The 14,347-nt window shown below is 60.8% G+C and carries 16 protein-coding genes and 1 pseudogene; 12 read left to right on the top strand and 5 right to left on the bottom strand.

Features of this window, described 5'->3' with window-relative positions; translation table 11 throughout:
* Nucleotides 1–7: 7 nt before the first annotated feature.
* The 5 genes from atpD (at nucleotide 8) to QA644_RS17865 (ending at nucleotide 3,927) form a co-directional block, all read left to right on the top strand.
* Nucleotides 8–1,480 carry a F0F1 ATP synthase subunit beta gene (atpD, locus tag QA644_RS17885; RefSeq protein WP_194728367.1) on the top strand — a complete coding sequence of 491 codons (1,473 nt, stop codon included), beginning with the start codon at nucleotides 8–10 and terminating at the stop codon, nucleotides 1,478–1,480.
* Complete coding sequence (locus QA644_RS17880) at nucleotides 1,480–1,719, top strand: hypothetical protein (protein WP_039846341.1); 240 nt, start codon at nucleotides 1,480–1,482, stop codon at nucleotides 1,717–1,719. The genes atpD and QA644_RS17880 overlap by 1 nt, the downstream gene beginning before the upstream one ends.
* Entirely contained in the window at nucleotides 1,719–2,126 is a 408-nt protein-coding gene (locus QA644_RS17875) for a F0F1 ATP synthase subunit epsilon (protein ID WP_074069898.1), read from the top strand. The genes QA644_RS17880 and QA644_RS17875 overlap by 1 nt, the downstream gene beginning before the upstream one ends.
* A gap of 440 nt (nucleotides 2,127–2,566) precedes the next feature.
* Nucleotides 2,567–2,950 carry a hypothetical protein gene (locus QA644_RS17870; protein ID WP_283069810.1) on the top strand — a complete coding sequence of 128 codons (384 nt, stop codon included), beginning with the start codon at nucleotides 2,567–2,569 and terminating at the stop codon, nucleotides 2,948–2,950.
* Complete coding sequence (locus tag QA644_RS17865; protein ID WP_283069807.1) at nucleotides 2,935–3,927, top strand: reverse transcriptase domain-containing protein; 993 nt, start codon at nucleotides 2,935–2,937, stop codon at nucleotides 3,925–3,927. The genes QA644_RS17870 and QA644_RS17865 overlap by 16 nt, the downstream gene beginning before the upstream one ends.
* Nucleotides 3,928–4,031: 104 nt before the next feature.
* Here QA644_RS17865 and QA644_RS17860 read toward each other — a convergent pair whose 3' ends face one another.
* The gene (locus QA644_RS17860; protein WP_283069805.1) at nucleotides 4,032–5,216 is read right to left on the bottom strand and encodes an acyltransferase; all 1,185 of its coding nucleotides are present in this window, start codon (nucleotides 5,214–5,216) and stop codon (nucleotides 4,032–4,034) included.
* A gap of 222 nt (nucleotides 5,217–5,438) precedes the next feature.
* Nucleotides 5,439–6,012, bottom strand: a pseudogene (locus QA644_RS17855) (NAD(P)H-dependent oxidoreductase).
* Between the two features lie 66 nt (nucleotides 6,013–6,078).
* Here QA644_RS17855 and soxR point away from each other — a divergent pair.
* Nucleotides 6,079–6,540, top strand: a complete 462-nt coding sequence (gene soxR / locus QA644_RS17850) for a redox-sensitive transcriptional activator SoxR (RefSeq protein ID WP_283069803.1) — start codon at nucleotides 6,079–6,081, stop codon at nucleotides 6,538–6,540.
* Between the two features lie 244 nt (nucleotides 6,541–6,784).
* Here soxR and QA644_RS17845 read toward each other — a convergent pair whose 3' ends face one another.
* Nucleotides 6,785–7,828, bottom strand: coding sequence for a saccharopine dehydrogenase NADP-binding domain-containing protein (locus QA644_RS17845; protein WP_283069802.1), 1,044 nt, complete (start codon nucleotides 7,826–7,828; stop codon nucleotides 6,785–6,787).
* A gap of 103 nt (nucleotides 7,829–7,931) precedes the next feature.
* On the opposite strand from QA644_RS17845, the gene QA644_RS17840 reads away from it, so the two are divergent.
* Nucleotides 7,932–8,528 carry a TetR/AcrR family transcriptional regulator gene (locus QA644_RS17840; protein WP_183930085.1) on the top strand — a complete coding sequence of 199 codons (597 nt, stop codon included), beginning with the start codon at nucleotides 7,932–7,934 and terminating at the stop codon, nucleotides 8,526–8,528.
* 296 nt (nucleotides 8,529–8,824) lie between these two features.
* On the opposite strand, the gene QA644_RS17835 is transcribed toward QA644_RS17840, so the two are convergent.
* Complete coding sequence (locus QA644_RS17835) at nucleotides 8,825–8,986, bottom strand: hypothetical protein (protein ID WP_283069799.1); 162 nt, start codon at nucleotides 8,984–8,986, stop codon at nucleotides 8,825–8,827.
* A 137-nt stretch (nucleotides 8,987–9,123) separates the two neighbouring features.
* Nucleotides 9,124–9,900, bottom strand: a complete 777-nt coding sequence (locus tag QA644_RS17830) for a DeoR/GlpR family DNA-binding transcription regulator (RefSeq protein WP_074069892.1) — start codon at nucleotides 9,898–9,900, stop codon at nucleotides 9,124–9,126.
* Between the two features lie 94 nt (nucleotides 9,901–9,994).
* Between QA644_RS17830 and QA644_RS17825 the strand changes: the two genes are divergently transcribed.
* The 5 genes from QA644_RS17825 to QA644_RS17805 all read left to right on the top strand — a co-directional run bounded on the left by QA644_RS17825 (nucleotide 9,995) and on the right by QA644_RS17805 (nucleotide 14,344).
* Nucleotides 9,995–10,765, top strand: a complete 771-nt coding sequence (locus QA644_RS17825) for an SDR family oxidoreductase (protein WP_239596636.1) — start codon at nucleotides 9,995–9,997, stop codon at nucleotides 10,763–10,765.
* A gap of 102 nt (nucleotides 10,766–10,867) precedes the next feature.
* Nucleotides 10,868–11,209, top strand: coding sequence for a metalloregulator ArsR/SmtB family transcription factor (locus QA644_RS17820; RefSeq protein WP_074069891.1), 342 nt, complete (start codon nucleotides 10,868–10,870; stop codon nucleotides 11,207–11,209).
* Between the two features lie 69 nt (nucleotides 11,210–11,278).
* Nucleotides 11,279–12,172 carry a LysR family transcriptional regulator gene (locus QA644_RS17815; RefSeq protein ID WP_039846333.1) on the top strand — a complete coding sequence of 298 codons (894 nt, stop codon included), beginning with the start codon at nucleotides 11,279–11,281 and terminating at the stop codon, nucleotides 12,170–12,172.
* A gap of 139 nt (nucleotides 12,173–12,311) precedes the next feature.
* Nucleotides 12,312–12,791, top strand: a complete 480-nt coding sequence (locus tag QA644_RS17810; RefSeq protein WP_239596644.1) for a formate dehydrogenase subunit gamma — start codon at nucleotides 12,312–12,314, stop codon at nucleotides 12,789–12,791.
* The gene (locus QA644_RS17805) at nucleotides 12,788–14,344 is read left to right on the top strand and encodes an NADH-quinone oxidoreductase subunit NuoF (RefSeq protein ID WP_074069889.1); all 1,557 of its coding nucleotides are present in this window, start codon (nucleotides 12,788–12,790) and stop codon (nucleotides 14,342–14,344) included. The genes QA644_RS17810 and QA644_RS17805 overlap by 4 nt, the downstream gene beginning before the upstream one ends.
* The last annotated feature ends 3 nt before the right edge of the window (nucleotides 14,345–14,347 follow it).

Below are 14,347 nucleotides of genomic sequence, written 5' to 3'. Positions count from 1 at the left end.
TATGAAAATGGCTAGGGCAGCTACCCCGAGGGCGGCAGCGAAGACCGCTGCTAAGAAGACCGCCACAGGCTCTGTCGGCAGGGTCACACAGGTTATCGGCGCCGTCGTCGACGTTGCTTTCGAAGGCGAACTGCCGGCGATTTTGAACGCGCTCGAAACCACCAACATGGGCAACCGCCTGGTTCTGGAAGTCGCGCAGCATCTCGGTGAAAACGAAGTCCGCACGATCGCCATGGACTCGTCCGAAGGCCTGGTCCGCGGCCAGGAAGTTATGGACACCGGCGCTCCGATTTCGGTTCCGGTCGGCCCGGAAACGCTCGGCCGCATCATGAACGTCATCGGCGAGCCGGTTGATGAAGCCGGTCCGCTGGTTACCGCTTCCAAGCGTGCGATCCACCAGGACGCACCGTCTTACGTCGAGCAGTCGACGGAAGCACAGATCCTCGTCACCGGCATCAAGGTGGTCGATCTTCTGGCTCCTTACGCCAAGGGCGGCAAGATCGGCCTCTTCGGCGGTGCGGGCGTCGGCAAGACGGTTCTCATCATGGAACTGATCAACAACGTTGCCAAGGCGCACGGTGGTTACTCGGTGTTTGCAGGCGTTGGTGAGCGCACCCGCGAAGGTAACGACCTCTATCACGAAATGATCGAATCGGGTGTCAACAAGCATGGCGGCGGTGAAGGCTCGAAGGCAGCCCTCGTTTACGGCCAGATGAACGAACCGCCGGGCGCGCGCGCTCGCGTCGCTCTGACCGGTCTGACGGTTGCCGAAAACTTCCGCGACCAGGGCCAGGACGTTCTGTTTTTCATCGACAACATCTTCCGCTTCACGCAGGCAGGTTCGGAAGTGTCGGCTCTGCTTGGCCGTATTCCTTCGGCCGTTGGTTATCAGCCGACGCTCGCAACCGACATGGGCCAGATGCAGGAACGTATCACGACGACGACGACCGGCTCGATCACCTCGGTTCAGGCTATCTATGTTCCGGCCGACGACTTGACCGACCCTGCTCCGGCAACTTCGTTCGCGCACCTTGACGCGACGACCGTTCTATCGCGCTCGATTGCCGAAAAGGGTATCTACCCGGCCGTCGACCCGCTCGACTCCACCTCGCGCATGCTCGACCCGATCGTCGTCGGCGAAGAGCACTATGAAGTTGCTCGCAAGGTTCAGTCGACGCTGCAGCGCTACAAGGCCCTGCAGGACATCATCGCCATCCTTGGCATGGACGAACTGTCCGAAGAGGACAAGGTCGCCGTCGCCCGTGCCCGCAAGATCGAGCGTTTTCTGTCGCAGCCGTTCTTCGTTGCCGAAGTCTTCACCGGTTCGCCGGGCAAGCTGGTTGCTCTCGAAGACACGATCAAGGGCTTCAAGGGTCTCGTCAACGGCGAATACGACCACCTGCCGGAAGCTGCCTTCTACATGGTCGGCTCGATGGACGAAGCCATCGAGAAGGCCAAGAAGCTCTCCGCAGCTGCTTGATGAACGAAGCTCGTGACGAGATTTTCTGCTGCGACTCCCTGAAGGAAGTCGTGGCAGGACTTCCCGCCCCGGCGGCGCCGACCGTTTACAGAGCAGATAACGGCGTGCTGATGATGGTAGTGGGTTTGGTCCAGACCGAGGAAGGTCTGGGATATCTCGATCAGGCGATAATGCACTGCCCGTTCTGCGGGACCAAACTGCAAGATGCAAAGGCCATAGCCGAGAAGGTAAGTCACTGATGGCTGACAATTTCAATTTTGAACTCGTATCTCCGGAGCGCCTGCTCCTGTCGGAGATGGTGACGGAAGTTGTCATTCCGGCAACCGAGGGCGAGATGACCGTCATGGCGCACCACGCCCCGACGATGACGACCATCAAGCCGGGCATCGTCAGCGTCCGCTCCAGCGGCGGCTCCAAGCAGGACTACGTTGTTTTCGGCGGCTTCGCCGACATCCTGCCGACCGGTTGCACGCTGCTTGCAGAATCCGCTGTCGCGGTCGAGGACCTGAGCAAGGACGAGTTGACCCGTCGTATCGAGGCTGCGAAGAAGGAGCTTGAGGATGCCCTGCATCACGAGCACAAGTCCAAGCTCGAGCATTTCATCATGGAACTGACGCATCTGCACGGCATCGTCCAGCAGGACTGATCGGGATTGCAACGAAATGACCTAAAGCGGCCTTAGCGGGCCGCTTTTTGTTGTGCGCCCAGCATGGGCACATTCTTGTGGGTGCAAGTCCCACCGTAAGCTGGTCATAGCGAGCGAAGAGAAGCGCAACTGCGGAGGGGTGACCGACCGTGGGGAGGAAGCGTGGATCGAAACTGCGGGCCGATGGACAAGAACCGGATATGAGGCGGTGCCGACCAGGGCGAGCGGGCAACAAACCGCGAAGCCCTTGTGACCGAGGGGAGGCAGCGTAAATCCGGCGGTCGTGCAGTGAAGGAGTGCGTTCTTACCTGGGGAGATCTCGCTTTGCGCCTGAAAGGGCGACGGTGTCGAGCCGGAGCGAGAAGTCAGCAGAGGCCGTAGTAGGGAGCGCCTTGGTGCAAACGAAGGGCCGAACGAGAGAGAGTGAAGTTCCTCCGAGGATGAGCAAGGCCCTGCGTCAGATGCCGGGAGTGTCCGGGCGATTGGAGAAGGAGGCGGGTGAAGCCTGCCGGAGCTCCGATCTCGACGAAGCCGAGCCCCCGCCGCGGCACAGGAACGACACAGGCGCGGGGCTGCTGGACGCGGCCCTGAGGCGAGAGAACCTTCTGCAGGCCTGGAAGCAGGTGCGGGCCAACAAAGGCGCGGCGGGCGCGGACGGACTGGACATCGACCAGACGGCCGCGATGCTGCGCAAGTGCTGGCCGGCCATCCGCGACAGCCTACAGGAAGGGACGTATCGGCCGCAGCCGGTGCGTCGCGTGATGATCCCGAAGCCGGGGGCGGCGAGCGCGAGCTTGGCATCCCCACGGTGCTGGACCGCCTGATCCAACAGGCGCTCCTGCAAGTCCTCCAGCCAATCCTTGATCCGACCTTCAGCCAGCACAGCTACGGCTTCCGCCCGGGAAAGAGTGCGCACGATGCCGTCCTGGCGGCGCAATCGTTCGTGCAGTCCGGGCGGCGGGTCGTGGTGGACGTGGACCTGGAGAAGTTCTTCGACCGGGTTGACCACGACATCCTGATCGACCGTCTGCGCAGGAAAATCCCCGATCCCGGCATTATCCGCCTGGTCCGGGCGTACCTGAACGCCGACATTGTCGATGGGGATGCGACCGTCAAGCGGATCAGGGGCACGCCGCAAGGCGGGCCGCTGTCGCCGCTTCTGGCCAACCTGCTGCTGGATGAGGTGGACAAGGAACTTGAACGGCGGGGCCATGCGTTCTGCCGCTATGCCGACGACTGCAATGTCTATGTGCGGTCGCAGCGGGCGGGTGAACGGGTGATGGCTCTGCTGCGGCGCCTCTATGGCCGACTTCACCTGACGGTGAACGAGACCAAAAGCGCCGTTGCCAGCGTCTTCGGCCGCAAGTTCCTCGGCTACACCTTCTGGGTGGCGCCGGGGGGTGTGGTCAAACGAGGTGTCGCCGACAGGGCAATCAAGGCGTTCAAGGATCGCATCCGCGAGCTGACGTCCCGCGTGACGGGACGGTCCTTGCAGGCCGTGGTCGAACAGCTGGGCGTCTTCGTGCGCGGATGGAAAGCCTACTTCAGGCTGGCGCAAACACCTGGGGTCTGGCGAAAGCTGGACAAGTGGATGCGTCACCGCCTGAGAGCCATCCAGCTCAAGCAATGGAAGATAAGCAGGACGATCTTCCGGGAACTGATGGCGAGGGGAGCAAAAGCCGATGTGGCGCTGCAGGTGGCGGGAAACTCCCGTCGCTGGTGGCGCAACAGCGCCAAGCTCCTCAACTCCATCCTCACGATCAAATGGGCCGACCAGCTCGGAATGCCCAGACTCGCTTGACCTCAATCCCTCGAACCGCCCGGTGCGGACCCGCATGCCGGGTGGTGTGGCAGGGGTGCGATCACATACGATCGCCCCCTATGCCGATTGCGGCAGGGGCCGGCTTAACGTGGAACGGCATGGACTTTCACTAAGACCGGCCGTTCGACGAAAATATAGCTGAGGCTTCCGATGACGAACACAAGGGCTGCTGCGAGGAGCGACCAGAGCAGCCAGCCGTAGAGAAGATCGTCGCTGATCGGGCCGAAGGCGGAAGGAAAAAGCGCCTTCACGGCTGAAATGACCGGATCCTGCCAGATATAGATGCCGAACGAAATTTTCGCGGTGAAGCGGACCGCTCGACTATCGAGACAGTTCCCAAGCCATAGCGAGCGCGCCAGCGCGACAAGCGCCACTGCAATAGCGATCGGAAAGAGCGGAAACCTATAAGGAATTCCGAGCCAGCCATAGGCCTCCCAAGGCCCGCCTGCGGACGAGACGAGGGCAGCGACGCTACCGGCTATGGCGAGACAGGCGAGGACATCGAAGAGGGCTACCCTTCGCTTCGGCAGGATTGTCTCGACGCCGGAAGCAAGGATACCGAGCGCGAAAATCGCAAAGAAGCCGATCGGATTGTAACGCGGCATCCATTCCTTCGCACCGCCCGCCATGCCGAACTGCCAGCCGCGCTGCACGTGGTCCGGCTGCAAGGCGTTGACGATTAACCAGTGCAAGACAAGAGCGGTCGCTATGGCGCCAAGCCAAAGGAGACGCGTGGACAAGCGCGGCAGCGGGCGGCTGAAGTGATGAAGAGCGAGCATGAACGCCGGCAGCAAAACATAACAGGTCGCTTCGAATGGAATCGACCAAAGCGGCCCGTTCCCTTCGACCGGAAACAAAGTGCGCCAATGCCACTGGCTCATCAAAAGGAAGCCTGCGGCATAACGCATGCCGAGCTCGGCCGTTGGTGGATCTCCGAGCAGCGTGATGCTCAAAACGAAGCCTGCGGTCAGCGCCACCCAGTAGCCAGGCAGGATGCGTGCCGCACGATGTATGGCGTAAGTTTTCATACCCGGCAATGGGCGGTGCTCATCGAGAGCTCGCCAGAAAGGCCGCGCAAGCAGATAGCCGCTTAGAACAAAGAAGATCGCCACGCCGAAATTGCCGAAGCGGGCAATGACCAAGGCCGATTGCGCGGCGGGATCCACCTGATTGATGTCGATGCGCAGGACAAGATGATGAATGAGCACGAGCAGGCACGCGGCCGCACGCATGGCATCGGCACCTGCCAGCCTCCGATCTCTCTCCATTCGTGCCTCGCCTGTCTGCTTTTCCTCAGGCCTAGGACATGATGGCGCGTAGGACAAGGGCGCTGCTTTGGGACCGCCGGCATGTGGACGAGCGCGCGATCCATCTTCGCCGGCCATCGGGCGCGAATGCTAACATATGCACCGGGCGAACACTCGGACATAGGCCAGCCCGGGTGCTCGCCGGCGTTTTCCGTACCTGCCGGGAACGGAAACAGGCGTGGTTCAGGCGGCGATGTTTCGATAAGGTCGCTCGGCGCGCGCGGCGGACAACGCATGCGCCCACCATTGCAGCCTTGCCATCATCCTGGCGAGAAGCTTGAGCGCGTCTTCGGGCCGCTCGAGGTTGCCGTCTTCATCGAAACGGTTCCAAGGTGCCGCAATGCTCACGGTGTCACGTATGGTGACGGCATGGAGTTCGGCGAAGACAAGCCGCAGCTGTTCGACAGCACGCAGACCGCCCGAGATGCCTCCATAGGATACGAAGGCTACAGGTTTGCCGTGCCAGGGTTCGTTGAACGAATCGAGCACGAATTTGAGTGCCGCTGTGAAGCTGTGGTTATATTCCGGCGTGACGACGATGAAGGCATCTGCCGCATTCAGACGAGAGGCGAGACGCTCTATTTCCGGATGATCGCTATCATGCCGGGCAGGCAGATCGAAGTCGAGCGGATCGATGATATCGAGGTCGATCAGCGGGTAGAGCGTGAGCTGCCGGGTCAGCCATTTCACCACCCGGTCGCAGATCCGGCCCGCGTATGCTTCCGTAGATGACGCCGATTTTGATGGCTGTTTGCATATATTGCCCCTTCTTTACGCTGCAAGGAGCTTGGCTTATAAAACCTCAACCAATATTGAGGTCAATATGCAAACAAGTTCGTCGACCAATTTCAGCAGGCTTCTCACTGTAGGCGAAGTGGCAGAGCGTAGCGGACTGGCCGTCTCGGCGCTGCATTTCTACGAGGCCAAAGGCCTGATTTCGAGCATGCGGTCGCGCGGCAACCAGCGGCGTTACGGGCGCGATGTCCTGCGCCGTCTCGGCATCATCAAGGTGGCGCAGAGGGTCGGCATACCGCTGGCCGAAATTCAGGCGGCCTTCGATACGCTGCCGCAGGGGCGCACCCCAACTGCGGGTGACTGGCAGAAGCTCTCGCAGATGTGGAAGGACGATCTGGATTCGCGGATCAAGCGGCTGACGTTGCTTCGCGATCGTTTGACCGGTTGCATCGGCTGTGGTTGCCTGTCGATCGAAAGCTGCCCGTTGCGCAATCCCTGCGACAAGCTTGGGAAAGAGGGAACCGGTGCGCGCCTGCTGGAGGATGCTTAGGCGGCCGCTGCAATCGCCCGCATGTAGCTGTCCAGGGCAGCCGCCTCATCCATTTGCAGATATAGCCCGTTCTTGGTCCTTCGCCACAGGATGTCTTGAGCGGTGACAGCCCATTCGGGGTCGTTTGCGGGAGGGGGCGATTTACTACCTTAAGGCCCCGTCGGCCCGAAGCTGCGGATACGCGGGAGAATTAAAGTCCCCCACGCCATTGTGAGGGACTTTCTGAAAACCTGAGGTTTCCGAACTAAGTTTCCGATATCTCGACCGACAGATCCGGGCCGAGCGCCTGCAGGAAGCTGGCGGCATTGAAAATGGCTGCCGGCGGCTTTGCGCCGACATCGCGGATATCCCTCGACAGGATACGCTGGACCGCTTCGCAGATAATCGGCGCCGAGACGGCGTAGATGTCCTGCCCCTGCGCGACGATCCGGCGGTGCATGTCACCCTGCGCGACGATCACCTCTACCGCGAAGCGCTGCGCCGAACGCCCGGTTTCGTCGACCGCCTGCGGCGGAGGCGTCGATGGATCACGAACATCCCGCAGGGCGATTGTGCTGAGAAAGGTGTGCAGCTCCTTCGTCCGGACGTGACGGGCTATCAGCGGCACCTCCGAAAAGGGAAGTTCGACAAACGTCTGCCGGCCGAACGGGGCCGGTAGGATCGACACCCTTTCGGCAGGCGGTTGATGCACCGGCTCCAGCTGCCCGCCGCTGACGGCCAGGCGCCGCGCGGTGTTTTTTTCTCCGGTCACACGTGTGCCTCTCGTCGGGAGCCAGCTGTCGAGCGCAACTCGAATTTCGATGGTGTCGGCGTGCTCCCACTCGTCCATGACGGCCGCCACGAGCAGGTCGGCCAGGCCGCCATAGAAACCCATTGCCGGGATGATGGCCACGCCTGCTTTCCGGGCTGCGACTTCGTGGCGCTCGAACGTGGCTTGTACGCTCGGCTGCTCTGCCGTCACGTCGAGATAATGAATCCCCGCCCGCAACGCGGCACGCGCCACCGCGTCGGCCGTATCCATGAACGGGCCTGCGCAGTTGATAACCGCCGCCGCGCCGGCGAGCGCCCTGTCCAAAGCCCCATCATCCTCGACAACTGCTTCGCGGCATTGGATGCCGCGCTCCGGAAAGCCCGCAGCCGCCAGCCTCTCGGCATTCCGTCCGATGGCGATCGGTTTCAGACCGCGCCGCAACAGCTCGGTCACAACAAAACGACCGGTATGGCCGTTCGCTCCCAAGACCGCGACGGATTGGGTTGTCTTCGTGATGTCAGTTTTATCGATGGTCATTGCTCTCTCCTTCGCTACAGACCTGTCTGTATCTAATAAAACATACAGGTCTGTAGCGTGTCAATCCGTTTGCTGTTATGGTCGCGGAATTGGAGGTGCACGAATGACGAAAAGCACAACGAACTCCCCTGCCTCAGGCGGCAACGAGGTGCGCGACAGGATTCTCGAGACAGCGTCGGAACTCTTTTACCGGCGCGGCGTGCGCGCCGTCGGCGTCGATCTTGTGGTCGAAAAGTCCGGTGTGGCCAAAACCAGCCTCTATCGCCATTTCGGCACGAAGGACGACCTCATCGCGGCCTTCCTCAAGCGTGAGGACCTGGACTTTTGGAGCACCTGGGATCGAGTGAGGGAACGGCATCCGGACGATGCCTGGGCCGAGCTTGTCGCCCATTTCGAGTGGATCGGCGAACGGGTCGGGCGGGAAAATTACCGGGGCTGCCCGCAGATCAATACCGCGGCCGAGTTCCCCGAAGCGGATCACCCCGCCCGCAAGGTCGCCGAAGCCCACATGCGCGAGATGCGGCGGCGTCTGAAGACCATCGCCGAGGGGCTGGCGGTTGCCGCACCCGATCGGCTCGCCGGCCAACTGGCGGTTCTGATCAACGGCGCCTTTGTCAGCATGCAGCTGTTTGAACCCGGCGAGGCAACTGGATTGCTCCGTGATGCAGCGCATGCCCTAGTCGCCGCCAGCCGTAGCTGATTACACTGGACGTCCACTGGAAGCACAGATTACCGGGTGAGGACGCAAAGCTCATAGCTGATCCGGTTCACACGGCCATCGTCATCTATGACGGAATTGCGCCATCTGGCCGCAATAACCTCGTCAATCGGCACATCCTCCATCGGCACGAACCGGCAGCCATCATCCACCTTGCTCCTGATCCAATCCAGCGCCACTAGCATCGGACGCCACACAGTGTTGTTCGACCGGAATTCCAGAACCGAAAGCAGCAGGCTGGGCAGATGCGCCGGTATGATTGGCCCAGGATGACCGCATCACCTTATATATGCGCCGATCAAGCGCCCCGCGTGGCTCTCCTTGACGATCGCCGCCAGCTTGTCCTTGCCGACGATCGGGAAAATAACATCGCAGATGCGCCCGGACGGATCCTCGATCGAGGCGTTGGCGATCTCGACCAGCAACCCGTTCCTTGCCATAGACCCGCTCGTTGATCCCGCCGCCAATCACGAAGAGGTCGAAGATCTGGCTGCACACGATTGCTCTCCAAGTCTCAGGCTATCAAACGAAACAATATAGCGCTAAAACGAAGAAAATCGAATGTCAAACGAACGCTCTACGACAATTCTTTTTCCGAGGTTTCGATCAGATTGATGCCGCTTTCCGCGCAGACCTTCCTGAGGGATTCGACATTGCAGTCGTCGGTGACGAAGGTGTGGACCTGTGACAGATGGCCGATGCGCACCGGAGCTGTGCGCTCGAACTTGGTGGAGTCGGCAACGAGGACGACGTGGCGGGCATTCGCCATGATTGCCTGCGCGACCTTCACCTCGCGAAAATCGAAGTCGAGAAGCGCACCGTCCGGATCGATCGCCGAAGCGCCGATGACGGCGTAATCGACTTTGAACTGCCGGATGAAATCGACGGCTGCTTCGCCGACGATGCCGCCATCCGAATGGCGCACCACGCCGCCCGCGATGACGACCTCGATCGAGGGAAAAAGGCGCAAGCGGCTGGCAACGTTGATGTTATTGGTGATCACCATCAATTCCTGATGGTCGACGAGCGCTTCCCCGACGGCCTCGGTCGTCGTTCCGATATTGATAAAGAGCGAGGCTTTGTCGGGAATGAGATCAGCGGTCGCGCGGCCGATCGCGAGTTTTTCGCTGGCGGCGATCGAGCGGCGCGCCTCGTATTTCACGTTCTCCGTCCCGCCAGGAAAAATCGCTCCGCCGTGAATGCGCGTCAGCACATGCCCATCGCAAAGATCGTTCAGATCCTTGCGGATGGTCTGCGGCGTGACGGAGAAGCGCGATGCCAGATCTTCGACCAGCACGCGGCCTTCCGCTTTGGCGATATCGAGGATCTCCGTCTGCCGTCCGGACAGAAACATGGTTTCGCTCCCTTTCTTTCGTTGGGCCGGATCATATGTTAAAGCGAAAATTGCGCAATCGGCGACTGGCGGCCGGGGCCGGGAGGGTTCAAGCGTGTTTCATCCCAAGCTTTTTGAGAATCGCAATGTTGTGGTGACCGGAGCAGGACGTGGAATCGGCCTCGAAGTCGCGCGGCAGTTCCTGGATTGCGGCGCGCACGTCCTGGTTCACACTGGCCGCGACGGCGAAAGGGATTTGCCGGATTTCCTGCTGACGGCAGAGCAGGAGCGGCGTGCGGTTCTCGTTGCAGCCGATTTTCTCGCCCCGAACGGCACTGCCGCTTTCGCAGCGAAAGCTCTGGATACTTTCGGCATCGTACACGCACTCGTCAACAATGCCGGCACCATGGTCGGCCGGTTTTTGGCAGACACGTTGACCGATAGGGAATACGACACGATCGTCAGACTCAACCAGACATCTGTCGTCGAACTCACGCGTGCGCTGCTGCCGGCGTTGCGGGCAGCCCACGGCGCGGCGATCGTCAATACGGTTTCCATCTCGGCGCTGACCGGCGGCAGTCCCGGTTCGGCAATCTATTCCGCCTCCAAGGCTTTCGTCGCCACTTATTCTAAAGCGCTCGCACGCGAGCTGGCGCCGGATGCGATCCGGGTCAATTGCGTGTCGCCCGGCACGATCGAAACCGACTTCCACGGGCGTTATTCCTCGCCGGAGAAGCTGGAGCAGACCCGCAAGGGCATACCGCTGCAACGTCTCGGGACTGCCGAGGATTGCGCGCCCGCCTATCTCTTTCTGGCTGCGCCATCGCTCTCCGGCTACATCACGGGCCAAGTGCTCGAAATCAACGGTGGCCAGCTTATCTGCTGATTTGTTTGGACTTTTTTTGGTATTTCGCCAATTGGGTACAATGCCGGCGTGTGGATATGTTATCGTTGCGGCTACCTGAAGTGCATCCAGCAGAGATTCAGAATGCCCTTGCCAACGACCGAACCGGGAATAACCGGCCAGGAACTGCAGAAGCTTGCTGTAAAAGCCCACGAAGCAAGCGATCTGCTGAAAGCAATGGCGCATCAAACCCGGCTTCTCATTCTCTGCATCCTCGCCAACGAGGAAAAGACGGTCAGCCAAATCGAAGAATTGCTCGGTATGCAGCAAGCGATGGTTTCACAGCAGCTTGCGCGGCTGCGCATGGAGGGCCTCGTCAACACGCGCCGGGCAGGCCGGCTGGTCTATTACAGCATCGGCAATGCCAATCTGACGATTTTCCTGGATTCTCTCTTCGGCTTGTTCGAAGCGACCGACCCCGACTGATTCCTGCCCTTGCGATTATTGGCGGCTAGCGCCAAAGATGGCTTGTCCCCGAAGCGGGCGGAAGGCCGGATGATCGACAAACTTGAATTCTTCATTGCCCTTGCCAACGAAAAGCACTTCGGCCGTGCTGCCGAGGAGTGCGGCATCTCGCAGCCCACGCTGTCGGCTGCAATTCGGCAACTTGAAGATCAACTGGGCGTCATGCTGGTGCAGCGGGGCTCACGATTCCAGGGTCTGACGCCGGAAGGCCAACGTGTCCTCGAATGGGCAAGGCGCATCGTCGGTGACACGCGCACCATGCGCGAAGAGATGCGCGCGGCGCGCAAAGGTCTTTCCGGCCATCTGCGCCTTGCTTCCATTCCGACAGCTTTGGCGATGCTACCGCGTATTACGACGCCTTTTCAGGAACGACACCCGGACGTCACCTTCTCCATCGTTTCGCGCAATTCGCTGCAGGTGTTGAGCATGCTCGAAAATCTCGAGATCGACGCCGGGGTGACTTATCTTGAAAACGAGCCGCTTGGGCGTGTAACGACCGTGCCGCTTTATGCCGAGCGCTATCACCTGATCACTGCCGCTGGAAGTCCGCTTTCCGATCGCGAGACCGTGACCTGGCGCGAAGTGGGCGACCTTCGGCTTTGCCTATTGACGGCTGACATGCAGAACCGCCGCATTATCAACCGGCACCTCGCGGAAGCGGGCGCGAGCGCGCATCCCACTTTGGAATCCGGTTCGATGATCGTGCTGTTTTCTCACGTCAGAACCGGGCGCTGGGCGAGCATCATGCCGCGTAATGTCGCTGAATCCTTTGGATTTCCGGCCGAAATACGCATGATTCCGATTGTCGAGCCGGCGGCCCATCATTCGGTGGGCTTGGTCGCCACACATCGCGAGCCTTTTACGCCTCTCGTGTCTGCGTTGCTGCACGAGGCGAGAATACTCGCAGAGAGCGAAAGCCTCTGATAGAGATTTCCTATCAGTCGACGGAACAGCTTTATTGATCGCTCGATGTTTCCCTGAAAGACTCCCTTCGAGATACCGGATCGGCATGGGGAGGCCGTTGCGGTGAGCGACACAGCAAAGCCTCGGGAGGCCTGCCGAAATGAATGCTCATGTCGCCAATGGCGATATTGCCGAACGCACGCGCGCGATTGTTGGTGCCTTGCGCTCTCTTGAAGGCCCGCTCCTTCCAATCCTTCACGAAGTGCAGGATGAATTCGGCTATGTGCCGCACGAAGCGCTGCCGGTTATTGCGAGCGAGCTCAATCTCTCGCGCGCCGAAGTGCATGGTGTGATGACGTTCTATCACGATTATCGCGATCATCCTGCCGGCCGCCATGTCCTGAAGCTCTGTCGTGCCGAGGCCTGTCAGTCGATGGGCGGCGATGCTGTCGCCGATCGTATGAAGACACTGCTCGGTGTCGATTTCCATCAGACCGCGCTCGACGGCAGCGTGACCTTGGAGCCAGTTTACTGTCTCGGGCTCTGCGCTTGCGCGCCCGCAGCCATGCTCGACGGCGAGCTCTATGGGCGGGTCGATGATGAGACAATTGCCGACCTCGTTGCGCAGGTGCGGCGATGAGCGTGACAATTTTTGTTCCGCGCGACGCCGCAGCGCTAGCGCTCGGTGCCGAGAAGGTGGCTGAAGCGGTTACCCAGGAGATCGCAGCCCGCGGCATCGATGCGAAGATCGTGCGCAACGGCTCGCGCGGAATGTTCTGGCTAGAACCTCTGGTGGAGGTCGAGGTATCCGGCAAGCGTATCGGCTACGGGCCGGTAAAAGTGAAGGATGTCGCTGCACTTTTCGATGCGGGGTTGGTCAGCGGCGGCGATCACGCGCTCTGTCTGGGGGAGGTCGAAGGCCTCCCATTCCTCAAGGAACAGACCCGCCTGACCTTCGCCCGCTGCGGCGTCGTCGATCCGCTTTCTCTGAAAGATTATGAGGCACATGGCGGCCTTGCCGGCCTTCGCCGCGCGGCGGCCATGGCTCCCGCAGACGTGGTCAAGGAGGTGACCGATTCCGGTCTTCGCGGCCGCGGCGGTGCTGGTTTTCCAACCGGCATCAAATGGAAGACGGTACTCGATGCCGCGGGCGAGCGGAAATACATCGTCTGCAATGCAGACGAAGGCGACAGCGGCACCTTCGCAGACCGCATGATCATGGAGGGTGATCCCTTCGTGCTGATCGAAGGCATGGCAATTGCCGGGCTCGCGACGGGTGCGACGAAGGGCTTCATCTATATCCGCTCGGAATATCCCCATGCGATCGCGACAATGACGGAAGCGGTCGAGGTCGCCGGCGGCGCCGGCATTCTCGGCGCTTCGGTACTCAGTTCTGGCCGCGCGTTCGATATTGAAGTCAGGACCGGCGCGGGCGCTTATGTCTGCGGCGAGGAAACGTCGCTGCTGAACAGCCTGGAAGGCAAGCGCGGCGTCGTGCGCGCCAAGCCGCCGCTGCCGGCGCACAAGGGACTCTTTGCCTGTCCCACGGTCATCAATAACGTGATCTCGCTGGCCTCCGTGCCGGTCATCCTGGACAAAGGGGCTGTTTTTTACCGCGATTTCGGGATGGGCCGGTCGCGCGGCACGATCCCGCTGCAGATCGCCGGGAACGTCAAGCATGGCGGTCTTTATGAGACGGCCTTCGGGCTATCACTCGGCGATATCGTCGACAGGATCGGCGGCGGGACAGCAACGGGCCGGCCGGTGAAGGCGGTGCAGGTCGGCGGTCCGCTTGGTGCCTATTTCCCAAGGACACTCTTCGATACGCCTTTTGACTACGAAGCCTTTGCTGCCAAGGACGGCCTCATCGGCCATGCGGGCATCGTCATATTCGACGACACCGTGGACATGCTGAAACAGGCGCGGTTCGCCATGGAATTCTGTGCGGTCGAAAGCTGCGGCAAGTGCACGCCCTGTCGCATCGGCTCCACGCGCGGCGTCGAAACCGCAGACAAGATCGCGCAAGGAATCGAGCCGGAGAAGAACCGGGCATTACTCGCCGATCTCTGCAACACCATGAAATTCGGTTCGCTTTGCGCACTCGGTGGTTTCACGCCCTATCCGGTGACGAGCGCGATGACGCACTTCCCGGACGATTTCGTGCCAACACCCCTCATCGAAGCGGCGGAGTAAGGA

The organism is Rhizobium sp. CC1099 (assembly GCF_029714385.1).
Lineage (GTDB): Bacteria > Pseudomonadota > Alphaproteobacteria > Rhizobiales > Rhizobiaceae > Rhizobium.
Note: the sequence above shows the minus strand (reverse complement) of the source record. Positions and strands in the feature narration are given on the sequence as shown.